We start from the raw sequence: 21544 nt of genomic DNA, 5'->3' as shown, positions 1-21544 counted from the left end.
GGCCGGCGTCCGGCGTTTGCACCAATCGGCACCGGCTTTCCGTTGTGGTGACGTGTGAAGCGGGTTCGGGTTGCCTGGGTGCGGGCGATCCCACATCGATGCACCCAGACAGCTACGTGGACGTCTTCCGGGGTGAGGGCGATCGAGGTTAATGAATCACCGGTCGATCGCCCGGCCACCGGGTGGAAGGTCCGCCCGGGCAAAGACCGGAAAGGGGCAGCCATGACCGCCCGTACCTATCTTCGCCGCAGTGTCGCCGCCCTCGCCGTCGCGGGAGTCGCCGCCGGGGTGACCGCGCTAGCCGCCGGTACCGCGAGCGCCGACAACGGCTACGGCCCGAGCGTGTTCCCGTGCACCTCGAACCAGTTCACCAGCAAGGTGGTCTACGGCGGGGCCGGCGCGGGCAACCGCAACGCGGCCATCCAGTTCACCGCCAATCCCGGGGAACGCTGCCTCCTGCCGGGCAAGCTCGACGTCGGCCTGGTCGGCGCGCACGACGTGCTGGTCGACAATCAGGCCCCGGCCGACGCGCCGCCGGTCGCGCTGGTCGACGGCTCCTCGGCGTACGTCCCGCTGCACTGGACCGCCATCGGGTCCGACGCCGAGCAGCAGACGCCCAACGGCATTACTTTCAGCGCGCCGTCGGATTCCAACGCCCACGGTGACCACATCGACCCGAACGTCACCCTCGACTGGAAACTCGGCCCGGTCGACGCCGGGCCGGTCAGCCACAGCGTCGACGTCGGTGCGCTGACCCCGGGCACCGCGCCCACCGTATGACCCGTCCCCCGGCGGAAAGCCCGGCCGGCGGCGCCGATTTCCGGTGCCACCGGCCGGGTTCCGTTCCGTCCTACGTGGACAGTCGCCTCACTGGCAGGCTTCGCAGTCCGGGTCGTCGATGCGGCAGGCGGCGCCGTCGGTGAGCGGGAAGTCGAAGTCGTCGAGCGCCGGGACGGCCGGCGGGGCAGTGGCTTCTTCCGGGGTCGCGGTGGGGGACATGTCACTCCTTGGCTACGAACATCGGTTACTTCTGTGTAGCGCTGAAGATCGACAGTCATTCCGTGACGCGCGACACAGCCGGATGACCAGTTCCCCGCGGCACCGGCTACCCGGCGGGAAGCACCTCGTCCCAAGCGACCGGTAGCCGGGCGGGCCCGAGCACGGCGGCGTCCTTCTTGAACGGGACCTCCTCGAACGGCACCGCCAGCCGCAGCGACGGGATCCGGCGCGGCAGCGTGGCCAGCACGGTGGTCAGCTCCAGCCGGGCGATGTGCTGGCCGGGGCACTGGTGCGGACCATGGCCGAAAGCCAGGTGCGCACCGCGCGGCCTGGCGAGGTCGAGCCGTTCGGGCAGGGGGAACCGCTCGGGGTCCTGGTTGGCGGACTGGAGCGCGACGACGACGTAGTCGCCCGCCGTGATGCGGGTGCCGGCGATTTCGGTGTCCACTGTGGCCACTCGCATCAGGCCGCTTCCGTTGCTCAGCAGGCGAAGGAGTTCTTCGGCGGCGTTCGGGGCCGCGCTCGGATCCTCGCGGAGCAGCGCGAGCTGGTCCGGGTTGCGCAGCAACGCCAGCACGCCGTAAGTGATCAGGCTCGCCGTGGTGTCGTAGCCGGCGGCCAGCAGGCCTGAGGCCACCTTCGTCAGTTCGAGCTGGGTGAGCGGTTGATCCGCCGCCCGTGCCTTGGCAGCCATCACGCTGATCACGTCCTCGCCGGGCTCCTGAACGCGCTGGGCCACCAATTTGGCCACGTAGGCGTACAGCGGGACCTTCACCGCCTCCAGCTCCTCGGTGTCGACGTGCCCGTCGAACAACGCCCTGGCGGCGTTGTGGAACAGCACCCCGTCCTCGGGCGGGACGTCGAGCAACTCGGCGATGACCGATGAGGTGAGCGGCGTGGAGAACCTGGCGTGCAGGTCGACGGGACCGGTTTCGCCCGCCAGCGTGTCCAGCAGTTCGTCGACGACCCGTTGCACCAGCGGCCGGAACAGCTCCGTGCGCTTGACGGTGGTGATCGCGGGCGCGATCACCCGGCGGAAGCGCAGGTGATCCGTGCTGTCCATCCGGTTGAAGTCGCCCTCCTCGACGGCGGCGCCGGGAGGCTGGTTCAGCAGTACGTGACCGGCTTGACCCGAGCGGGCGCTGAACCGCTCCTGGTCGCCCAGCACCTCGCGGACATCGGCGTAGCGGGTGACCAGCCAGGCTTCGATCCCGGTCGGGCACAGCACCTTCGTCACCGGTGCGTCCCGCCGGAGCCCGGCGATCTCGGGCGCGGGGCCGAAAGGGCACTCTCGTTCGCGGGGCAACGGCAGCGGAAGGGCATCGATCGGCGCAGACAAAGACCGCTCCTTGGCACGGGGCATTATCGATCGCGACGGTAGGCAGGTCATGTCACGGGTATGTCACGCCGACGCGGGCATGCCCTTTGGGAACACTGACCTTGCCTCCCCGGGGCAGCACCGGCGGATTCCGGGACCCGAGGCCGTTCAGCGCCGCATCCGCGGATCGTGCGAGGGGTCGGGGTACATGGGCGGGCAGCCGTGCTGGACGGCTTCGGGGCGCAGTTCGTAGTGCCAGGGTTCGTTGCGGTAGATCTGGCACAGCCCGTACCGGGCGCCGTGCTCGGACAGCCACGCCTTGGCATCGGAAGGCCCGATGTCGACGGCGTTCCCCGACACGTGAGGGGACGTGTCGGGGGTGGCCACCCAGCGGGCCGCTTCCTTTTCCGAGCCGTACCGGGAAACCGCTTCCCGGCGAAGCTGGTTCTGGTATTCCGGTGAACGCCAGCCACTGTTGACGAAGAATTCGACGCCGTCGTCGGCGGCTTCCTTCGCGGCCTGGCGCAGGGCACCGAGGAGCGCTGGATCGAGGTTGGCCACGGCCGGAATGTCGTCGTCGAACACGGTCGTGCCGGCGGGGACGGCACCGTGGGCCTCGCCGAGCGCACCACGGCGCTGGACGCGAACCAACCGGTAGCCGAGGGGCTTGGCGACGGCCGCGATGACGACGCGCAGGCCGGTGCCGAAAGTCCCGCGAATTCGACGGGTCATCGTTCGCGCAGGTTCGCTGTAGGTCATGCCACCAGCCAAGACGGCACGGTGTTGCCGGCGCGTACGCGGTTTCGGATATGCCGGCGATATGGCCCGGCTCGTAAGATCGAGAGTGTGCGTGTGTTGATCGTCGAGGACGAACCGTATCTGGCCGAAGGCATCCGCGACGGGCTGCGCCTGGAGGCGATCGCGGCCGACATCGCCGGTGACGGTGACACCGCGCTGGAATTGTTGAGCGTCAACTCCTACGACATCGCCGTGCTCGATCGCGACATTCCGGGGCCCTCCGGTGACGAGATCGCCAAACGCGTCGTCGCATCCGGGAGCGGCATGCCGATCCTGATGCTCACCGCCGCCGACCGGCTCGACGACAAGGCCACCGGGTTCGAACTCGGCGCCGACGACTACCTCACCAAGCCGTTCGAACTCCGGGAGCTCGTGCTCCGCCTCCGGGCACTCGACCGCAGACGGGCACACAGCAGGCCGCCGGTGCGGGAGATCGCGGGATTACGGCTGGATCCGTTCCGCCGCGAGGTCTACCGCGACGGCCGTTACGTCGCGCTGACCAGGAAGCAGTTCGCCGTGCTCGAAGTCCTCGTCGCGGCCGAAGGCGGTGTCGTCAGCGCCGAAGAACTTCTGGAACGAGCGTGGGACGAGAACGCCGACCCGTTCACCAACGCCGTGCGCATCACGGTCTCGGCCCTGCGCAAACGCCTCGGCGAACCGTGGATCATCGCCACGGTGCCCGGCGTCGGCTACCGCATCGACGCCGAGCGTGGGGGACAGGACCGTGGATAGGGTCCCCGGCTGGAGCGTTCGCCTCAAACTCACCCTCAGCTACGCCGGGTTCCTCATGGTCGCTGGCATCCTGCTGCTCGCGGTCGTGTGGGTGTTCGTCCTGCGGCACCTGCCCGCCGAGGCGGCGGTCCCCGGCGGCATCCTGGTCCGCTCCTCCCTCATCGACGGCTTCGTGCAAGCCGCCGCCGCGGCGCTGTTGTTCCTGCTGGTGTTCGGCCTGCTGGGCGGGTGGGTGCTCGCGGGTCGCATGCTCGCCCCGTTGACGCGCATCACCCAGGCCACCCGCAGGGCGGCGAGCGGGTCGCTCTCGCACCGGATCGAGCTGGAAGGCCGCGACGACGAATTCCGTGAGCTGGCCGACGCCTTCGACGCCATGCTCGCCCAGCTCGAAGCACACGTCGCCGAGCAGCAGAGATTCGCGGCCAACGCCTCCCACGAACTGCGCACACCGCTGGCGATCACTCAGACGCTGCTCGACGTGGCCCGCAACGATCCGGGCCGCGACGCGGGCGAACTCGTCGAGCGCCTCAACTACGTCAACACCCGGGCGATCGATCTCACCGAAGCGCTGCTCCTGCTCAGCCGTGCCGACAAACGGTCCTTCACCCGAGAACTCGTCGATCTGTCCCTGATAGCGGAAGAAGCCTCGGAAACACTCCTTCCCCTCGCGGAAAAACGCGGTCTCACCATCGAGACCTCCGGCGACGTCACCCCCGTGATCGGTTCGCACGCGCTCCTGCTGCAGCTGACCACGAATCTCGTGCACAACGCGATCGTCCACAATATTCCCGAAGAGGGCACCGTGCGGGTCACGACCGGCGTTCGTTCCAAGGGCGTGGTGCTCATTGTCGAGAACACCGGCAAGAAGCTTTCGCCGCACCTGGTTTCCACGCTTGTCGAGCCGTTTCAGCGCGGCACCGAACGCATCCGCAGTGACCACGCGGGTGTCGGCCTCGGCCTGGCGATCGTCAAGAGCATCGCCCAAGCACACGACGGAACCCTCGCGCTCACCCCGCTGCCCGCCGGTGGGCTCCGCGTGGTGGTGCGGCTCCCCGCCGCACCACCGGGTTCCGGCAGCTGACGGCCTTTCTCACCGGGCGATCCCCCTTCGCTCGGCGACCGCGCCGAGCACGTGCCTGGCCAGCACGACGTCCGCGTCCGAGGCACCCGCCGCCGACGCGCGGGCCGACATCGCCGCGAGTCGTTCGGGGTCGGTGAGCACCGGGATCAGAGCGGTCTCGATCCAGGCCGGGTCGAGGTCCGCGTTGTCGACGAGCAGCGCCCCGCCTGCATCGACGACGGGCTCGGCGTTCAGTCGTTGCTCACCGCCGCGCAGCGGCAGCGGGACGTACGCGGCGGGCAGGCCGACAGCGGCCAGCTCGGCGCACGTCATCGCGCCCGAGCGGCAGAGCACGAAGTCGGCCGCGGCGTAGGCGTACCGCATCTCGTCGACGTAGGGCGTGACGACGTAAGGCGGGTCGCCGTCCGATACCTCGACCACGTGCCGTTGCCCGGTGATGTGCAGCACCTGCACACCGCTCGCCCGTAGCGCCGTCGCCGCGCCGGACACCGCGGCATTGATCGCCCCGGCGCCTTGCGAACCGCCGGTGACCAGCAGGACCGGCCCGTCGGATCGCAGGCCGAACCGCCACCGGGCCGCGTCGCGCAGCGCGGGCCGGTCGAGCCCGGTGATCGCCGGGCGCAGCGGGATGCCGATGGCGGTGGCGTGCGCCAGCCGGACACTCGGCGAGGCGGTGAACACGCGCGTCGTCATCCGGGCCGCCAGCCGGTTGGCCACACCGGGCCGGACGTTCGCCTCGTGGACGACGATCGGCAGGCCCCGCCGGCGGGCGGCGAGGTAGGCGGGGAAAGCCACATAGCCGCCGAAGCCCACTACGACCTCGGCCCGCACACGGTCGAGTACCGCCCCGGCCGCCCGCACCGCGTCGCGCAGTCTGCCCGGTGTGTGCAGCAGGGCCCGGTTCGGCCCGCGCGGCAGCGGCGCCGGCGGGATGAGTTCGAGCGGATAGCCGCGGGCCGGGATGAGCGTGGTGTCCAGGCCGCGGACGGTGCCGAGAGCGGTGATCTCGGCCGTGGGCACCAGGCGGCGCAGCGCGTCGGCGAGGTTCATCGTGGGCTCGATGTGCCCGGCCGAATGGCCGCCCGCGACAACGATGCGCGGTGCCGTCACGGCCTGGACGTCCTTATCGCCCACTGTCCGGCGGGCCGCCGGATCTCAGCCATGGACCAGAAGACCTTCGGCACTTTTGATGGGAAAGTCGAAATAGGTGTCCGGATAGGGCTCGTCGCGCAGCGAGTAATGCCACCATTCGGAGTCGTAGCGGGCGAAACCGCAGGCCTCCATGATGGAGCAAAGATGCCGGCGGTTTCGCGCTTCGGCTTCCGTGATGCCGCCGGCGCCATGATGGGAGATCGGGTCCATCAGGTCGTGGTCGCCGCCCATGGCGGCGAGTTCCCCGGTGGCCAGCTGGTAAAAGGTCAGGTCGACCGTGCTGCCCCTGCTGTGCCCGGATCTGGTGGCCACGTATCCCTGCTCGAACATCGCGGGCCGGTCGATGTGCGGATAGTGCCGCTGTTTCGTCCGGCCGTCCTCCGGCTGTTTCGACCAGCGCATGAAGCTGTCGACAGCGCGTTGCGGGCGGTAACCATCCCAGAGCAACAGCCCGAAGCCGAGCGATCCGGCCTTTTCCTGTGCATTTTCCAAGGCCGCGCACAAAGCTCTCGTGCCTACGATGCGATTGGCAAGGTAGCCGTCCACTGGTTTACCGGTGAAATTGTCCCAGGTGGCGTACTTGGCGTCCCAGCGTATCCCGGGGACGAGCTCGTCCACGAAGACGAAGTCGGCCTTCATCGCCGATTACCCGTCAAGGTCAGCGACACGAGCCGGTCGATCACCTCGGCCATCGGCAACCCGGCGGCGGCCATCATGCGCGGATAGCGGCTGTAGGAGGTCAGGCCGGGCAAGGTGTTGACCTCGTTGAGGACCACCTCGCCGGATTCCGTGAGGAACATGTCCACCCGAGCCAGCCCGCCGCAGCCGAAGGCGCGATAGATGGCCTTGGCCGTCTCCTGTACGAGTGCGCGCGTTTCCGCCCGGATGTCCGCGGGAACGATCGGCGTCGAGTTTTCGGAACCGCTTTCGGGGTCCGTCTCCTGATGGATCTTGAAGAAGCCATGGGACAGCGCGATCCGGTCCACCTCGCCGGTGGTCAAATCCGGATCGTTCCCCAGGACGGCGCAGCCGACCTCGCTGCCCACGACCGCCTCTTCGATCAGCACCTTCGAGTCGAACTGCCGCGCGGTTTCCAGCGCCTTCGGAAACTCTTCTTCGCAGTTCACCTTGCTGACACCGAAGGACGAACCCGAACGCGCAGGCTTCACGAAGACCGGGTAGGTGAGCTGGCTGAGATCGAAGGTCTCGCCCGGTGTGACGGTCCAGAACTTCGGCGTGGCGATTCCCGCAGCGCGGGCCACCGCGTAGGCGAGGGATTTGTCCATGCACACGGCGGAGCTCTGGATGTCGCAGCCCGCGTAGGGGATGCCGGAGAGTTCCAGCAGCCCCTGGATCGCGCCGTCCTCGCCGAACCTGCCGTGCAGGACGGGCAGCACGAGGTCCAGCCGGATCTCTTCGTACTTCCCGTGGTCGAGGACGAGCAATCCGCCGACGGCCGGGTCCGGCGACAGCAGGGCGGGCCTGCCGTCGCCGATCTCCCCGTCCGCGCTGTCACAAAGCGTCCAGGAGCCGCTCTGCGAAATGCCGATCCAGAACGGTTCGTACTTTCCGGTGTCGAGGCTCTTGGCGACCTCCCGCGCGGATTTGAGGGAGACGGGATGTTCCTCGCAGGAACCCCCGAACAAGATGCCGACCTTCACCCTAGTCATGCTGCGTCCTGCTTTCGAAATTCAGGCAGTTGATGAGACTGTTTTCGACGGTGTCCCGCAGTGCGTGGTCCGTGTAGTAGGCGGTGTGCGGACTGATGAGCACGGTGGCCATGCTTTGCAGCCGCGCCAATGGTTTGCTCGCGACGGGCCGGCTTCGGCAGTCGGCGTAGAAGATCCCTTCCTCCCCTTCGAGGACGTCCAGCGCCGCGCCGCCCAGCCTGCCGCTTTCCAACGCCGGAACGAGGGCCTCGGTATCGACAAGCGCACCGCGGCCGGTGTTGATGACGAACGCACCGTGTTTCAGCTGCGCGATACGCCGGCGATCGAGGAGATGGTGGGTGCCCGCGTTGAGCGGGGTGTGGAGCGTGACGATGTCGCTCAGCTGCAGCAACTCGTCGAGCGGAACGTAGTCGGCGGAGTTCCTGGGACGGCTGTCGTAGGCCAGTACGCGGCAGCCGAAGCCGCGCAGCCTGTCCATGACCGCCACGCCGATGCGTCCCGTCCCGATCACCCCGACGGTCAGATCGCGCAGCTCTTTCCCGCGTACGTCATTCAGCCGGTAGTCATGGACATCCGCGCGCCTGAGAACGGATTTCGCGCCTCGTATCGCCATCAGCATCAGCATCACCGTGTAATCGGCCACGCTGTCGGGCGAATAAGCGACGTTCTCGACGGAGATGCCGACGCGTTCCGCGTACTCCACATCGAGATGGTTGTATCCGATGCTCCTGGTGGAGATGTACCGCACGCCGGTCCGGCTGAGCGCGCGGAGGGTGGCGTTGGTGATGTGCGTCTTGTGACCCACGCTGACGCATCGGTTTCCGGACGCCAGTTCGACGGTGGCTTCGGATACCGCGGCGTCGGTGATCGTCGGCGTAATGCCACACCGAGGCGCCAGCTCCCGGAACAAGGCGGCCTCGTCCTGCTCGCAGCCATAGACCGTGACACCCAGCGCCGAACCGGCCGCGGAAGACGCGGACGCCGGCGAGCGGGTGCGGCGGACCGCCGTTCGGGCTGATTCGCTGGAGGTCATGCCGCCCAGTCAAACCAGCGGCCTGTTGCCGGCACGTATGCGCTTTTCGATACGCCGACAATATGCTACCAGCGGGTAACATGTGTTCGGCGCACGCCGGCCGGACAAGAACACAAGCAGGCAACGGCATGACGAGGGTCGTCGCCGGGACGAGCGCGAAAAACCGGCAGCCGGGTGAACTTCCCGGCTGCCGGTTTCCGAATCCCCCGGATCAGGGGTGGTAGATCTCCTTGACCGTGGTGATCTCGTCGTCGCTGTTCACGCTGATCCGCGCGAGCACCGGGTTGCCGTCCTTCAGCTGCTGGATCAGCCGGTCCTGGCCGCACGGCTGGTTGCCGTAGCCCTGGCCGTCGATGGTGACCGACGCGCTGGGGCACAGGGTGGCCGCGCTGAAGACCTTGCCGCCCTTCTGCAGCGGGAGCCGGTAGGTCTTGCCGTCGACCGGCGCGCCCTGGCCGCCCTGCCGCGGGGTGACCAGCTGGAAGCGGACCATCCGCACGCCGTCGTCGTACCCGGTGAACTGCACCGACTGGGTGGTGCTCGGGAACTTGCGGACCTGCTGGACAGGCGTCTTCCCGGCGCCGTTCGAGGGCCTGGTCTCCAGCTGCAGGGAGCTGTTGGGCACGCCGCAGGTCACCGCTCCCTGGCTGCCGCCCGCGGAGTCCTCCTGACGAGCGCAGGTCCATTTCCCCTGGACGTCGAGCACCCGCTCGCCCGGGCCTTCGGCCTGCGGCAGCTTCTGGTAGTACTCCGTGATCACGTTGAACGCTTCGGTGCAGCCCGGTTTGGTGCCATCGGTCGCGGCCACCGCGATCAGGTCCATCTTCGGCCGCCCCGGCGCGCCGACCTGGCCGCCGTGCCGGCTGCAGTTGACATCGCCGTTCGACGCGGTGCCGGAACCCGCGGCGCCGGAACCTCCGGTGGCCGCCCCCTGGCCGCCTTCCCGCACCTGCTCGACGGCCGCCGGTTCCGCCGCGTTCTGCACCGGAGAACTGTTTCCCGCGACGCTGTTTCCGCTGCACGCGGAAAGGAGCGCGGTGGCGGCGAACGCTCCGCCCACGATGGCCATTTTGATTGTCTTCTGAGCGGTGAATTCCATTTCGGCGCCCCTCTCGCGACCTTTGTCGAAGCTTTGTCCGGAAGACGTAAGAATCGGAATCGGGTTGCTTCGGAGCGGTGGCAGGCCGGAGAGTTGCCCGAAGGTTTGATCCGTCCTGTCTCCACGGGCAGGACCTCGGCCGGTGCTCAGTGCGGCTCGCCGAACCAGTGGCCGAGCGCTGGTTCGAGGTCGTCCGGGTCGCCTGCCCAGCACACGTAGCCGTCCGGCCGGATGAGCATCGGCTCGGCGCCGGTGCCCTGCCCCGCGCGGTCGACGCGGTCCTGCCAGAGGGCGGCCATCTTGGCGAACCTGTCGGCCGGGTCGATCAGGACGCCGCGCCCGCTCCGCAGCAGCTCGTGCGACCGGACCGGGCCGAGATCCTGATCGGGCGCGGGGAGTCCGGCGAGCGGTTGATCTTCGGTGCCTGGCATGGGGTAGCGGATGCCCATCCCGGACAGCATGTCGTCGAGGTGGTACTGCACGTCCCGCAGCCGCGTCAGTGCCGTGAACACTTCCTTGGCGGCCAGCAGATCCGGGTCGCCGGTGCCCTGCTGGTCCATCAGCAGGCTCTGCGCCTGAACGTTGCGCAGCACGGCGGCCGCGACCGGATGGCGTTCGGCGTGGTAGGTGTCGAGCAAATGCGCCGGGGCCCAGCCGTGTACCGCGGCACCGAGCTTCCAGCCGAGGTTGAGCGCGTCCTGGATCCCGGTGTTCATGCCCTGCGCGCCGATCGGGAGATGGACGTGGGCGGCGTCGCCCGCCAGGAACACCCGTCCGTGCCGGTACCGCGCGGCCTGCCGGGCCGCGTTGGTGATGCGGCGGGCGTAGCGCAGTTCGAGCAGTTCCACCCGGGAGCCGAAGACGGCGCGCAGCCCATCGCGGATCTCGTCCTCGGTGACCGGGACCTCCCGGGGCAGTGACCGGCCCGGCCCGCCCAGCGAGAGCCGGCGCAGCGGCCTGCCCTGCGGATCGGTGCCGAGCGGGAACACCGCCACCCAGTGCCCGTCCTCGCTCCGGGTGTGCGTCATCGCCTGGTCGTCGCCGCCCAACCGCACGTCGGCGGCGACGGTGGTCGTCGTGCCCGGCCTGCCGGGGAACTCCGCCCCCAGCAGCGACCGCACCGTACTGCGGCCACCGTCGGCCGCGACCAGGTACCGGGAGCGGAGGACACCACCGTTCGCGAAGGTCGCGGTGACCCCGTCGGCATCCTGGGCGATGCCGGTCAGCTCGTGGTCGCGCCGGACGTGGATGCCTTGTGCGGCAAGGTGGTGCACAAGGAATCCCTCGATCGCCACCTGCGGGATGGACCGCCACGGATGCCGGTGCCTGTCCCGGGTGAGCGGGAGCGTGATACCCGCGAAGTGGGCGGTGCCGACCGGGTAGGTTCCCGTGGCCAGCAACGGTTCCAGCAAGCCGCGCTGGTCGAAGGCCTCCTGGGTGCGGGACTGCACGCCGCCCGCCTTCGACAACGTACTGCGCTGCGACAGCTTGTCGGCCAGCACGGCCGAAACCCCCGCCAGGCGCAGTTCGCCGGCCAGTGTCAGGCCGGTCGGGCCCGCGCCGACGACGAGCACATCGGTGTCCATGTGTTCTCCCCTGGTGGTGTCGATCAGGACGAGAGCAACGCTCCGCTCGCCGACGCGGTCGCGCCAGAAATGGGCTTGATTGCGTCGGTATCCGACGATGATTACGCTTGTTTCGGTGGAATCCGACTACGACGAGCTGGATCGTCGGCTCGTGCACGCCTTGCAGATCAACGGCAGGGCCCCGTTCAGCACGATCGCCGAGGTGCTCGGCGTGTCGGATCGCACCATCGCCCGCCGGTACGCCCGGTTGCGGTCGGCGGGGGCGGTGCGGGTGCTCGGCGGGGTCGACCCGGCCGCGCTGGGGGCGGTGCTGTGGTTCCTGCGAGTGCGCTGCGCGCCCGCGGCGTCGGTCCCGGTCGCCGAGGCGCTGGCCCGGCGACCGGACACGTCCTGGGTGAGCATCACCTCCGGAGGCACCGAGATCACCTGCACGGTCCGCACCGAGAGCGAGGCCGACAGCGAGGCGCTGCTGCTGGCCAAGCTCCCGCGCACCCCGCGCGTGGAGGGGGTGACCGCGCATTCCGTGCTGCACGCGTTCTACGGCGGCCCGGACAGCCTGGTCGCCAAGCTCGGATCCCTGGACGAGGAGTCGATCGCCCGGCTGCGCCCGCCCCCGGTGCCGCACCGGCCGGGACCGGTGCGGCTCGACGACGGGGACCGCAAGCTCCTCGCCGCGCTCGCCACCGACGGCCGGACCGGCGTCGAGCAGCTGGCCGCGGTGACCGGCTGGTCGCCGACGACGGTCCGCCGCAGGATGACCGAGCTGCGCGAACGCGGGGTGCTGTACCTGGACATCGACGTCGACGGCGGCCTGTTCGGTGTCGGCCCCCGAACCCTGCTCTGGCTCTCCGTCGCCCCCGCGCACCTGGTGGCGGCCGGCACGGCCCTGGCAGGGCATCCGGAGATCGCGTTCGCCGCCGCCACGACCGGGCCGACGAACCTGTGCGCGAGCGTGGTGTGCGCGAACCACCGGGAGCTGTACCGGTACCTGACCACCCGGGTGGCCGCGTTGCCCGCCATCACCCACATCGAGACGGCCCCCGTGATCAGGACCGTCAAGCAGGCCGCGAACCGGGCGTAGCGACCGTTCGGGCAACCGATGTGTCCTGAAATGCCGAAATCCCGGCTGGCTGGAGGCGAAGCGGCGTAGGGTGTGACGAAGAAGACAGGACGTGCGCCGCGGCACAGCACAACGGAATCAGGAAGCGCCCGGTTCGGCCGGGGGCTTTGGCCGGAGCACGCTGAAGGTCGTGATGAGGATGACTGCTGGGGTTCCCGTTCGCGGGATGTTCGAAGACGATTGGGATGCCGAGCTGAGCCGCTACCGCGAGCGCGCGGTGGCGACGCTCGCGCAGCATCGGCCCAGCGAGGGCCATTGCCTGAAGTGCGGTACGCCGGCGCCGTGCCCGGCCGAGTGCGGGGCGGAGTTCGTTCTGGAGCTCTGACGCGCCACGCACCGGCTCTCGCGGGGGTTCAACGGCGTTTCGCGATGATTTCGATCTCGACCGCGGCACCGAGCGGCAGGGCGGCGACGCCGATGGTGGTGCGAGCGGGGTAGGGCTGGTCGAACATCTCGGCGTAGACCTCGTTCATCGCCGCGAAATCGTTCATGTCGGTGAGGAAGACGGTGCACTTCTGCACGTCGTCTGGTGCCAGGCCGCCGGCGGCGAGCACCGCGAACAGGTTCGTGAAGCACTGACGGGTCTGCGCCGCGATCCCGCCGTCCACCAAGGTGCCGGTACTCCCGTCGAGCGGGGTCTGGCCGGACAGCAGGATCAGGCTCCCGGTGTCGACGGCATGGGAATAGGGGCCGACGGCGACAGCGGAAGCGGCGTCAATGGCGTTACGGGTCATCGGTTTCTCCGGTTTGAGAGGGGGCGGTCCGGTAGGAGATCGTCCTCGTCTTCGTCCTGCCCGACGGACACAGAGGTTTCGGTCACCCGGACATGATCGTCGCGGCGGCGACGCCCGCTCAACCGTATTTCCTTCTCCGCCCGGGCTTTCACTGTCGCGGAACGGGTAGCGGTTCTCGGGTGGCTGTGAGGAGTTCGGCCAGTCGTTGGGTGTCTTCGAGGTAGCGTTCGTAGGGGAAGCCGGCGGCGACGAGTGCGGTGCGGAATTCGTCGTGGAGCGGTTTTCCGGCGCTGTGGAAGGCTTTTCGGCCGGTGTTGGTGAGGCGGACCAGTCGTCGTCGTGCGTGGTCGGGGTCGATGGTGATGTGTACGAGGCCGTCTGCTTCGAGTGGTCGTAGTGCCCGGCTGATCGCGGGGTCGGATACCGACAGTGCCTGTGCGAGGCGGTGTTGTGTCGCCGGTTCGATGTCTTCGAGTGTGCCCAGTAGTCGTATCTGGCTGTAGGTCAGGCCGTCTCGGTCGTCGGTGCGTCGCCGGGTCGCTTCGCCCAGCAGCATGACGACCCGGTGCAGCAGGTCTGCGAGTCCGTCGTCCATGGCGTCAGCATAACAGAGTGTTGACACGTTAATGTTAACAAGGTAAGACTGAGGGTATGGACACTTTCTCTTACCTCGCCCAGTCAGCCTTCCCCGTGGTCTGGATCCTGATCCCGGCCATCGGCGCCGCCGTGCGGGCCCGCCGTGTCGCCTCGCCTCGGGAACGGCTGGAGATCTGGCAGCGCTGGTGGGCCATCGGCGCGATGGGGCTGGGCAGTCTGTGGATGACGGTCGCGTTCCTCGCCGTCCCGGACGTGATGGCCACCGCGATCGGGTTCGGCCGGACGCCGTTCCTGTTCGAGATCGCCTTCGCCAACCTCGGGCTGGCCGTCCTGGGATTCCGCGCCGCCTCGGCGTCCGCGCGCGAGCGGATCACTATCGGGCTCGGTGCCGGGATGTTCCTGTGGGGAGCCGTGGTCGGTCACGTCTACCAGTGGTTCGCGGGCGGTGACCACGCTCCCGGCAACACCGGCGGAGTCCTGATCACCGACATCCTGATCCCGGCCGTGATGATCATTCTGGCGGTGCGGTCCCGGCGACTGGCGGCCACGCCCCAGCCGGCCGTCGAGATCGCCGCCTGATACCGGGGGAGCTGGTTCTCATCATGGCGACTCCTGTCAGCCACACACCCGGCGGCGAGATCGGCGAGACCGGTGAGGTGCGGGCGGAGGCTGCCAAGCGGCTCACGATGTTCGTCGACGCGGTGATCGCGATCGCGCTCACCCTGCTGGCGCTGGAACTCCCCGTTCCCACCGGCGACACCACCGGCGCGATGCTGGGTTCGGTGGGGGAGCACGGGAAGGAGTACCTGGCCTTCGCGCTCAGCTTCGTGGTGATCGCCGCGCATTGGCGGGCCCACCACGAGATCTTCCGTCATGTCGGCTCGCTGAGCAGCCGCCTGACCAGCCTCACCCTGGCCTGGCTGTTCATGCAGGTCCTGATGCCGTTCGCGACCCGGGTGATCACCGCGGCCGGTGCGTTCCCGCCCCGGTTCAGCCTGTATGCGATCGTGCAGGTCCTGGCGTCCGCGTCGTTCGCGCTGATCATCCGGGAGGTCCGGCGCGAACACCTGTACCGCACCGACATCCCGCCCCGGGTGTTCGCTCAGAGCCTGGTGCGCAGCGTCTGCCTGGCCATCGTGTTCGCAGTCTCTATCCCCGTCTCGTTCCTGACCACCAACACCGGCGCCTACCTGTGCTGGCTCGCCGCACCGATCGTGCTCACCGCCGCCCGCCACATCCAGAACCACGCCGCCCGGTGACTGCGCAGGATCGCCCGGCCGCGGCACACCGAACGCGCGCTCACCCCTCGGCCGTGGACTCGTCACCGGTCCTGGCAGGCGGGTGGGTGGCGTAGACCTGGCGCCAGTGCCGGGCCGAGCGGGTCAGGTCGTCGCTGACGCGGCGGAGGAACTGGCTCATGTTCTCCAGCCGGACGCCCGCGGGGGTGGTGGCGCCGAGTCTCCGGGCGCCCGCCTCGCAGGCGGCGGCGATCTGGGTGTCGATGCGCGCGCTGGCCATGATGGCTTGGAACCACATGTCTTCGTCGACCACGTAGCGTTCCGCCCGGCGGCGGGGGTCGCGCTCGCGTTTGACGATTTCCCTTGCCTCCAGGTAGCCGACGGCCTTGGAGACGGAGGCGGGGCTGACGCGCAGGCGTCGCACGAGATCGGCCGAGGTGAGGCTGCCGCTGTCGGTGGTGAGGAGCGCGGAGAGCACCCTGGCCATCATCCTCGGGAGTCCTGTTTGGACGAACAGTTCCGTGCTGTGCGCGGCCACCCCGTTCACGATCCGCGGGTCGCGCCCGCCGAGGTCGGCACCTCGCGGTGCCGGAGCCGGCGGAGTGGTCTTGCGGCCGCGCACGTGGCGTGTGCCGGCGCGGTGGGCCTGGTCGACGCGGTAGCCGCCCGGCCCGCCGTTGCGCATCACCTCACGGGTGACGGTCGAGGTCGGCCGCCCGATGCCGCGGCCTATCGCGGCGTAGGTCAGCCCGTCCCGCAGTCCCGCGGCGATCTGCCGCCGGTCCTGCCTGGTGAGTCTTTCGCCGGCCATTTTCTCCCCCTGACTCCTCGACGCTGGAGCATTCTAACGCAACACAGCCATTGCATTAGCCGACAGAGCCGTGCAACGAATCATGGTATTTGACCTGCGAATTTGGTCATTGCATCAGGAGAAGCTGATTGACCGGATCGTGTATGCAACGTAACTTTTTTGATATCAGAAATGTTCGCAACGCAAAGGCAACGGCATGACCAACACCGATATCCAGCAGGTACTCGACTGGGCTGTGGCCGAGGTCGGCGTCCCCGGCATCGTCGTCGACGTCAAGGACGGGAGCCGGACCTGGTTCGGCACCGCGGGCGTGGCCGACCTCAGGACCGGCGCCCGCCGCCAACCGGGGGAGCACGCGCAGATCGGCAGCGGCGGCAAGGCATTCATGGCCACGGTGTTCCTGGCTCTCGAGGCCGAGGGCAGGCTGAGCATCGACGACCCGGTGAACACGTGGCTGCCGGGCGTGCTGGACGTCAACGGCTACGACGGCGACAAGATCACCATCCGGCATCTGCTCAGCAACACCGGTGGCCTGTTCGCCACCGGGCTGGCGCCGGAACTGACCGATCGATACGCCACCCGTGCCGCGTTCCTCGAGCATCGCTTCGACGAATTCACCACCGAGGACCTGTTGAGGATGACGGTCTCCCAGCCGCCGGTCGGCGAGCCAGGCGAGCGCTTCCGGTACGCCAACGGCGGCTTCTACCTCGCAGAGGCGATGATCGGGAAGATCACCGGCAACAGCTTCGCCGAGGAGGTCGAACGCAGGGTCTTCCGGCCGCTCGGCCTGACCCACACCTACGTGCGACCGCACGGGGAGCGGGGCTACCGCGAGCCCCACCCGCGCGCGTATTCCCGGCAGTTCTTCAAGGACGGCACCGACATGTCCGCGGTCACCGGGGAGAACTGGGAGTCGCTGCTCGAGGATCCCGGACTCGAGCCGCTCGACGTCACCGAGTTCACCACCTCATGGCTCCCCGGCAACATCGTCTCCACCACCGGCGACATGATCCGTGCCGTCGGGGCGCTGGCGAGCGGCACCCTGCTGCCGCCGGCCCAGCACCGCCAGATGTGGACCACGGTCTCCACCGAAGGCGCCAACTGGTTGCCGCACACCCGATACGGCCTCGGCCTGTTCGAGTTCGACAAAGCGGCCACCGGCGGCCGGACGCTGCGCGGCGTGGGCGGCAGCTACTGGGGATCCATGTTCTTCACGGTGAGCACCGCCGACGGCGAGCACGTCATCTCCGTCCAGACCAACATCGAATTACTGTCCTGGGAAGTCCTCCGCAGGATCTACGAAGCGGGATTCGGGGTTTCCCTCGGCGCGTGACGCGTGAGGGAGGCGCCGGGCCGGTGAGAACGAAGGTTCCCGCGATTCACTGGTCGACCAGGTGGTTATCCGGTCTGCAAGGCGCGTCTTGCCAGATTGTCGGACAATATGGCAATCTTGCGGGGCGGGTCGGATTTCACCGGAGGAGGCTGGTGGCCGTGACGAACCCGATCACCGGCCTGGGTGCGAGCATCCAGCGACAGAGCACCACCGAGCAGGCCGCCGAAGCCGTCCGGCAGGCCATCTTGTCCGGTCGGCTGCCGCCGGGCACGCCGCTGCGTGAAGCCGCCGTCGCCGCCGAGCTCGGCGTCTCCCGCAGCACCCTCCGCGAGGCCGCGCGGACCCTCGAAAGCGAGGGCCTGGTGCGCTATCAGATGAACCGCGGCATCGTCGTCGCGGACATCACCGGGCCGGATGTCGCCGACATCTACGCGGCCCGCGCCGCCGTGGAGCTGGCCGCGGTCGACGCCCTCACCGAGCACCGGGACCCGGTGATCTACCAGAACCTTGCCGACCTGGTCGACCAGATAGAACGCGCCTTCGAGCGCGGCGACACCGCCGCCGCGCTCGACGGTGACCGGCTCTTCCACGCCACCCTGGTCGCGGCGACCGGCAGCCCCCGGCTGCGCCGCTTCCACGAGCAGCTCCAGCAGGAACAGCGCCTCGCCCTGGCGCTGGCCGAGCGCTCCCGCCGTGAACTCGGCCGCACCGCGGACGACCACCGCCAGTTGCTGGACGCGCTGCACCGCGGCCCCGAAGAAGCCAGGGCGGAACTCACCGCACACCTGCAAGCCGGCGCCGCCGAACTGCAACGACTGCTCGATCTGCTCGCCCACCGGAAGAAAAGAGAGACACCTCGTGGCTGACCACAGCACCGATGGCGCGTGGGATCTGATCGTCACGCCCTGGCACCTCGACGAGCACATCCCGGCCTTCCCGATCCCCGCCACCGCGACCCAGGTCGTCCGCCCGGTCCTTCCTGGCGGCACCGTCCCCGCCCGGATGAGCCTGCTGCACCGGGCCGCCTGCGACGCGGTGACGCGGGCCGCCAGACCCCTGGTGCTCTCCGGCGACTGCCCCACCACCCGCGCGGCGGTAGCCGGGCTGCAGCACCGTCATCGCGACCTGGCCGTGCTGTGGCTGGACGCCCACGGCGACTTCAACACGCCCGCCATATCGACCAGCGGCTACCTCGGCGGCATGGCACTGGCCATGCTGACCGGCCGTACGCCCGGCTTGTTCGACGACACGCTTGGCCTGCGACCCGTCCCCGATACCAGCGTCGTACTGGCCGACGCCCGCGACCTCGACCCCGCCGAGAGCGCCGCCCTCACCACCAGTCGCGTCCGTCGCGTGCCCGCCGACCCCGCCGCGATCACCTCCGCCCTCGGCAGGCTCGGCCCTGTCCCCGTCTACCTCCACCTCGACATCGACGTCATCGACGGCGCCGAGCTGCCCGGCGCGCGCTTTCCCTCCGGCCCCGGCCCCTCCCTGGCACGGATCGAGGAATGCCTGGCCGCCGCCTGCGCCACCGCCGACATCACCGCCGCCTACCTCGCCTGCGCCTGGCTCCCCGAGCACGCCGGCGACCAGGCCACCCGCCAGGCGATCACCCGCCTCACCGCGGCACTCGGCGCCGGCGTGGTCTGGCACGAACCCGTCGGCAGCTGACCGCCGCTACCACGACACCGCGCCCGAGGCGGTGGCCTACGGCCTGGCCGATGAAGCGATCGGCGGTCCGGCCAGGGCGCCGGAGTCCGGCACCCCGGTGTAGTCAGGCAGTGCGACGCCGTTGATCGCGCGCTCGATCAGCGCGGTGAGCGCCTCCATGTCGGGCTCCGGGGCCGGCTCGGCGTCCGGCCTGGGAACGGCACGGCTCTCCGCGTGCAGGCGGCCGATCTCCTGGTTGGCCTCGACGAACGAGCGCATCCGGGCCTCGTAGCCCGCGAACCCGGCCTCCGGGTCCCACTCGGCGGCGGCCAGTTCTCCGGCCAGCAGGTAGGCGCCGACCAGTGCCAGCCCGGTGCCCGCCCCGGACATCGGCGACGCGCTGAACGCCGCGTCGCCGAGCAGCCCCACCCGTCCGTTCGACCAGCGGTCCATCACCACCTGGGCGACCTGGTCGAGGTAGAAGTCCGGAGTGTCGTCCAGGTGCGCGAGGATGCGCGGGGTCAGCCAGCCCAGGCCGGCCGTCTGCTCGCGCAGCAGGCGCTTCTGGGCCTCGACATCGCGGTAGTCGACGTCGAATTCGGCCGCGGGGAAGGCGAACATGGCCATCGCCTGCGTGGCGTCCTGGATGGGCCGCAGGCCGGCGGAACGCGCGGACTCCTGGTCCTGGTACTCGATGAACCAGCGGTCCAGCCCGAACTCGTTGGGCACGCTGTAGAAGGCCAGCACGAGCCCGAGGTGGCGGATGAACCGCTCGCGCGGCCCGAAGACCATCGCGCGCAACGCCGAGTGCAGCCCGTCCGCCCCGACCACCAGGTCGAAGCGCCGCCGGTCGCCGCTCGCGAAGGTCACGTCGACCGCGTCCGCGTCCTGGGTGAGTTCGGCGATCCGGTCGCCGAAGATGTACTCGACACTGTCGCGGGTGTCGTCGTAGAGCACCTGGGACAGGTCTCCGCGCAGGATCTCGATTTCCGCGATGTACCCGTCGCCGCCGTCGTCCTCGGCGCGGTAGGTCTCCAGCACGTTCCCGTCGACGTCCACGGTGTGCGCGCCGGCGGTGTCCGTGCAGGCCGCGCGCACCGCCGCGGCCAGCCCCATCCGCCGGATGACCTCTTTGGCCACCCCGCGCGCGTCCACCGCCTGACCGCCGGGGCGCAACCCGGGAGCCCGCTCCACCACGGTCACCTCGGCTCCCCGCCGGCGCAACCAATGGGCCAGCGCGGGCCCCGCGATGCTCGCCCCCGCCACCAACACCCTGATACCGCTCACCGTGCTCCCCCAGTTCGTCCGTCCGGAACCCGGCTGGATTGTACGGTGGTTTCGCGGCCCCGTCCGCCGGCAATGGTTGCCGGCAGTTCAGCAGCCGCTCGAAGTTGCCGCACCAGCCCGGAAAGGTGTTGCGGCTAGCCTGGCGTCGTGGGTCGGCTGGTGCTTGGCGCGGTGATCGTGGGTGCCGCCGTATTCGCGGTGTGGCGCCCGAGGAGGCTGTCCGGCACGCCGTTGCGGGGGCGGGGAAACCCGGTCCGCTGGTTGCTCGCCGTCATCGCGCTGCTCTACCTCAACCAGGTGTTGTTCACCGTCTACGTGGACCGCGTGCACCACGGGGACGCCACCTTCATCAGCCGCTACGTCCCACCGGGTTGGTTCGATCTGGCCGGCCTCGGTCCGATACCCGGCTGGTTCCCCGAGCCCGGCCTGCTGTCGGTCAGCCTGTTCCGGGTCTCGTCATTTCTGGAGTTGCCGTTCGTCGTCTTCGCCTACCTGACGGTGTGCCGCTGGCTTGACGCCGGGGCGTATCGGCGCGCGGTGCGGCTGGTCTGGCCCGCGTCGGTTGCCTACACGATCACGTTCTGCCTCATCGAGTGGGAACTGCGCAATCCATGGACCACCCAGCAGGATCTGCTGATCCGCGCGGCGTCGGGAATCGCGGTCCCGCTGTGGGTGTCCCGGTTCGCCGGCGACACCGGCAGGCGGGTCCGGTCGCTGCCGGATCTGCTGCTGTTCCTCGTCTCGGCCGGCGCACTGGGCTGGCTCGTGCTGGCCGTCTACGACAGCGCCCTGTTGTACAACCTCGGCCACGTACCCGCGGTGTTACCGGGTGCCGTGATCGCCACGGCGGTACTCGTGCCGGCGCGCGTGCTCGCCCGACGGGTCCCGGACCGCCGCGCCGGTCCGGGACTGACCGTGCTGATCCGCTCGGCGAAGTGGCTGGCCGTGGTGTTCTTCGTACCAGCGCTGGCCATTCGGTACGGACTGAACTTCGGCCTTCCGGCACTGGCCACCGTTGCCGGCGTAACGGTCGTCGTGGCCGCGCTCGTCCTCGGCACCGGCCGCGCGCCAGGGCGTGCGCTGCTCGGCGAACTGGCCGCCGCGCTGCTCGGCGGCGCCGTGCTCGCCGGTCCGGCGTATCTCCTGGCCGGCGGCTACCCGGAGGCACGGCTGCTCGCCGCGGCCACAGCCTTCCTGGCCGGGGTGATCACCGTGTGCGCCTTCGTGGACCGGCGGGCCGCTCCGGTTGCCGACCAGCTCGAGGGCGCCACGTCGAGTCCGCCGAACCGTGAGCCGGCCTGATCCG

Annotated in this window: 24 protein-coding genes; 11 read left to right on the top strand and 13 right to left on the bottom strand. The window is 69.4% G+C overall.

The window, feature by feature from the left end:
• Positions 1-222: 222 nt before the first annotated feature.
• Positions 223-780, top strand: a complete 558-nt coding sequence (locus tag ACFW0G_RS02535; RefSeq protein WP_378322877.1) for a DUF4232 domain-containing protein — start codon at positions 223-225, stop codon at positions 778-780.
• 87 nt (positions 781-867) lie between these two features.
• Here the strand turns inward: ACFW0G_RS02535 and ACFW0G_RS02530 are convergent, their stop codons facing one another.
• From ACFW0G_RS02530 to ACFW0G_RS02520, 3 genes are all read right to left on the bottom strand, one after another.
• Entirely contained in the window at positions 868-999 is a 132-nt protein-coding gene (locus tag ACFW0G_RS02530) for a hypothetical protein (protein WP_378322876.1), read from the bottom strand.
• Between the two features lie 106 nt (positions 1000-1105).
• Positions 1106-2338 carry a cytochrome P450 gene (locus ACFW0G_RS02525; protein WP_378322875.1) on the bottom strand — a complete coding sequence of 411 codons (1233 nt, stop codon included), beginning with the start codon at positions 2336-2338 and terminating at the stop codon, positions 1106-1108.
• A gap of 147 nt (positions 2339-2485) precedes the next feature.
• Complete coding sequence (locus ACFW0G_RS02520) at positions 2486-3049, bottom strand: M15 family metallopeptidase (RefSeq protein ID WP_378322874.1); 564 nt, start codon at positions 3047-3049, stop codon at positions 2486-2488.
• 114 nt (positions 3050-3163) lie between these two features.
• Between ACFW0G_RS02520 and ACFW0G_RS02515 the strand changes: the two genes are divergently transcribed.
• Together ACFW0G_RS02515 and ACFW0G_RS02510 are read left to right on the top strand one after the other, a co-directional pair.
• Positions 3164-3847, top strand: a complete 684-nt coding sequence (locus ACFW0G_RS02515; RefSeq protein ID WP_378322873.1) for a response regulator transcription factor — start codon at positions 3164-3166, stop codon at positions 3845-3847.
• The gene (locus ACFW0G_RS02510; protein ID WP_378322872.1) at positions 3840-4928 is read left to right on the top strand and encodes a sensor histidine kinase; all 1089 of its coding nucleotides are present in this window, start codon (positions 3840-3842) and stop codon (positions 4926-4928) included. The genes ACFW0G_RS02515 and ACFW0G_RS02510 overlap by 8 nt, the downstream gene beginning before the upstream one ends.
• Positions 4929-4937: 9 nt before the next feature.
• Here ACFW0G_RS02510 and ACFW0G_RS02505 read toward each other — a convergent pair whose 3' ends face one another.
• The 6 genes from ACFW0G_RS02505 to ACFW0G_RS02480 all read right to left on the bottom strand — a co-directional run bounded on the left by ACFW0G_RS02505 (position 4938) and on the right by ACFW0G_RS02480 (position 11468).
• A complete protein-coding gene (locus ACFW0G_RS02505) occupies positions 4938-6038 on the bottom strand; it encodes a glycosyltransferase (protein ID WP_378322871.1) in 1101 nt (366 codons plus the stop codon).
• Positions 6039-6083: 45 nt separating this feature from the next.
• A complete protein-coding gene (gene vanX, locus ACFW0G_RS02500) occupies positions 6084-6719 on the bottom strand; it encodes a D-Ala-D-Ala dipeptidase VanX (RefSeq protein WP_378322870.1) in 636 nt (211 codons plus the stop codon).
• Positions 6716-7750, bottom strand: coding sequence for a D-alanine--(R)-lactate ligase (gene vanA, locus ACFW0G_RS02495; protein ID WP_378322869.1), 1035 nt, complete (start codon positions 7748-7750; stop codon positions 6716-6718). The genes vanX and vanA overlap by 4 nt, the downstream gene beginning before the upstream one ends.
• Positions 7743-8783 (bottom strand): D-lactate dehydrogenase VanH, encoded by a 1041-nt coding sequence (gene vanH / locus ACFW0G_RS02490; protein ID WP_378322867.1) that lies wholly within the window; start codon positions 8781-8783, stop codon positions 7743-7745. The genes vanA and vanH overlap by 8 nt, the downstream gene beginning before the upstream one ends.
• 211 nt (positions 8784-8994) lie before the next feature.
• A complete protein-coding gene (locus tag ACFW0G_RS02485) occupies positions 8995-9882 on the bottom strand; it encodes a hypothetical protein (protein ID WP_378322866.1) in 888 nt (295 codons plus the stop codon).
• Between the two features lie 146 nt (positions 9883-10028).
• Positions 10029-11468 carry an FAD-dependent monooxygenase gene (locus tag ACFW0G_RS02480; protein ID WP_378322865.1) on the bottom strand — a complete coding sequence of 480 codons (1440 nt, stop codon included), beginning with the start codon at positions 11466-11468 and terminating at the stop codon, positions 10029-10031.
• Positions 11469-11583: 115 nt separating this feature from the next.
• On the opposite strand from ACFW0G_RS02480, the gene ACFW0G_RS02475 reads away from it, so the two are divergent.
• Together ACFW0G_RS02475 and ACFW0G_RS02470 are read left to right on the top strand one after the other, a co-directional pair.
• Positions 11584-12549, top strand: a complete 966-nt coding sequence (locus ACFW0G_RS02475; RefSeq protein WP_378322864.1) for an Lrp/AsnC family transcriptional regulator — start codon at positions 11584-11586, stop codon at positions 12547-12549.
• Positions 12550-12754: 205 nt separating this feature from the next.
• Positions 12755-12913 carry a hypothetical protein gene (locus tag ACFW0G_RS02470; RefSeq protein WP_378322863.1) on the top strand — a complete coding sequence of 53 codons (159 nt, stop codon included), beginning with the start codon at positions 12755-12757 and terminating at the stop codon, positions 12911-12913.
• Between the two features lie 28 nt (positions 12914-12941).
• On the opposite strand, the gene ACFW0G_RS02465 is transcribed toward ACFW0G_RS02470, so the two are convergent.
• The gene (locus ACFW0G_RS02465) at positions 12942-13322 is read right to left on the bottom strand and encodes a Rid family detoxifying hydrolase (protein ID WP_378322862.1); all 381 of its coding nucleotides are present in this window, start codon (positions 13320-13322) and stop codon (positions 12942-12944) included.
• Positions 13323-13470: 148 nt separating this feature from the next.
• Entirely contained in the window at positions 13471-13917 is a 447-nt protein-coding gene (locus ACFW0G_RS02460) for a MarR family winged helix-turn-helix transcriptional regulator (protein ID WP_378322861.1), read from the bottom strand.
• Positions 13918-13973: 56 nt separating this feature from the next.
• Here ACFW0G_RS02460 and ACFW0G_RS02455 point away from each other — a divergent pair, with 56 nt between their 5' ends.
• Together ACFW0G_RS02455 and ACFW0G_RS02450 are read left to right on the top strand one after the other, a co-directional pair.
• A complete protein-coding gene (locus ACFW0G_RS02455; protein WP_378322860.1) occupies positions 13974-14498 on the top strand; it encodes a DUF6790 family protein in 525 nt (174 codons plus the stop codon).
• Between the two features lie 23 nt (positions 14499-14521).
• Positions 14522-15178, top strand: a complete 657-nt coding sequence (locus ACFW0G_RS02450) for a TMEM175 family protein (RefSeq protein ID WP_378322859.1) — start codon at positions 14522-14524, stop codon at positions 15176-15178.
• Positions 15179-15218: 40 nt separating this feature from the next.
• On the opposite strand, the gene ACFW0G_RS02445 is transcribed toward ACFW0G_RS02450, so the two are convergent.
• Positions 15219-15968 carry a MarR family transcriptional regulator gene (locus ACFW0G_RS02445; RefSeq protein WP_378322858.1) on the bottom strand — a complete coding sequence of 250 codons (750 nt, stop codon included), beginning with the start codon at positions 15966-15968 and terminating at the stop codon, positions 15219-15221.
• A gap of 196 nt (positions 15969-16164) precedes the next feature.
• Here ACFW0G_RS02445 and ACFW0G_RS02440 point away from each other — a divergent pair, with 196 nt between their 5' ends.
• From ACFW0G_RS02440 to ACFW0G_RS02430, 3 genes are all read left to right on the top strand, one after another.
• Positions 16165-17301, top strand: coding sequence for a serine hydrolase domain-containing protein (locus ACFW0G_RS02440; RefSeq protein WP_378322857.1), 1137 nt, complete (start codon positions 16165-16167; stop codon positions 17299-17301).
• Between the two features lie 152 nt (positions 17302-17453).
• Positions 17454-18167, top strand: coding sequence for a GntR family transcriptional regulator (locus tag ACFW0G_RS02435; RefSeq protein WP_378322856.1), 714 nt, complete (start codon positions 17454-17456; stop codon positions 18165-18167).
• Positions 18160-18972, top strand: coding sequence for an arginase family protein (locus ACFW0G_RS02430; protein WP_378322855.1), 813 nt, complete (start codon positions 18160-18162; stop codon positions 18970-18972). Before ACFW0G_RS02435 ends, ACFW0G_RS02430 begins: the two co-directional genes overlap by 8 nt.
• A gap of 36 nt (positions 18973-19008) precedes the next feature.
• On the opposite strand, the gene ACFW0G_RS02425 is transcribed toward ACFW0G_RS02430, so the two are convergent.
• Complete coding sequence (locus ACFW0G_RS02425; RefSeq protein ID WP_378322854.1) at positions 19009-20238, bottom strand: FAD-dependent monooxygenase; 1230 nt, start codon at positions 20236-20238, stop codon at positions 19009-19011.
• A gap of 147 nt (positions 20239-20385) precedes the next feature.
• Here ACFW0G_RS02425 and ACFW0G_RS02420 point away from each other — a divergent pair, with 147 nt between their 5' ends.
• Entirely contained in the window at positions 20386-21540 is a 1155-nt protein-coding gene (locus ACFW0G_RS02420) for a hypothetical protein (RefSeq protein ID WP_378322853.1), read from the top strand.
• Positions 21541-21544 lie beyond the last annotated feature (4 nt).

This window comes from Amycolatopsis sp. NPDC058986 (assembly GCF_042741125.1).
In the GTDB taxonomy this organism is placed as follows: Bacteria; Actinomycetota; Actinomycetes; order Mycobacteriales; family Pseudonocardiaceae; genus Amycolatopsis.
This window is presented reverse-complemented; position numbering and strand designations above follow the sequence as displayed.

Excerpts from the sequence above, each read along its gene's own strand:
- ACFW0G_RS02455 (WP_378322860.1), top strand. The coding sequence starts at position 13,974 with ATGGACACTTTCTCTTACCTCGCCCAGTCAGCCTTCCCCGTGGTCTGG.
- ACFW0G_RS02440 (WP_378322857.1), top strand. The coding sequence starts at position 16,165 with ATGACCAACACCGATATCCAGCAGGTACTCGACTGGGCTGTGGCCGAG.
- vanH (WP_378322867.1), bottom strand. The coding sequence starts at position 8,783 with ATGACCTCCAGCGAATCAGCCCGAACGGCGGTCCGCCGCACCCGCTCG.
- ACFW0G_RS02465 (WP_378322862.1), bottom strand. The coding sequence starts at position 13,322 with ATGACCCGTAACGCCATTGACGCCGCTTCCGCTGTCGCCGTCGGCCCC.
- ACFW0G_RS02485 (WP_378322866.1), bottom strand. The coding sequence starts at position 9,882 with ATGGAATTCACCGCTCAGAAGACAATCAAAATGGCCATCGTGGGCGGA.
- ACFW0G_RS02520 (WP_378322874.1), bottom strand. The coding sequence starts at position 3,049 with ATGACCCGTCGAATTCGCGGGACTTTCGGCACCGGCCTGCGCGTCGTC.
- ACFW0G_RS02480 (WP_378322865.1), bottom strand. The coding sequence starts at position 11,468 with ATGGACACCGATGTGCTCGTCGTCGGCGCGGGCCCGACCGGCCTGACA.
- ACFW0G_RS02460 (WP_378322861.1), bottom strand. The coding sequence starts at position 13,917 with ATGGACGACGGACTCGCAGACCTGCTGCACCGGGTCGTCATGCTGCTG.
- ACFW0G_RS02535 (WP_378322877.1), top strand. The coding sequence starts at position 223 with ATGACCGCCCGTACCTATCTTCGCCGCAGTGTCGCCGCCCTCGCCGTC.
- ACFW0G_RS02470 (WP_378322863.1), top strand. The coding sequence starts at position 12,755 with ATGTTCGAAGACGATTGGGATGCCGAGCTGAGCCGCTACCGCGAGCGC.
- ACFW0G_RS02450 (WP_378322859.1), top strand. The coding sequence starts at position 14,522 with ATGGCGACTCCTGTCAGCCACACACCCGGCGGCGAGATCGGCGAGACC.
- vanX (WP_378322870.1), bottom strand. The coding sequence starts at position 6,719 with ATGAAGGCCGACTTCGTCTTCGTGGACGAGCTCGTCCCCGGGATACGC.
- ACFW0G_RS02530 (WP_378322876.1), bottom strand. The coding sequence starts at position 999 with ATGTCCCCCACCGCGACCCCGGAAGAAGCCACTGCCCCGCCGGCCGTC.
- ACFW0G_RS02445 (WP_378322858.1), bottom strand. The coding sequence starts at position 15,968 with ATGGCCGGCGAAAGACTCACCAGGCAGGACCGGCGGCAGATCGCCGCG.
- vanA (WP_378322869.1), bottom strand. The coding sequence starts at position 7,750 with ATGACTAGGGTGAAGGTCGGCATCTTGTTCGGGGGTTCCTGCGAGGAA.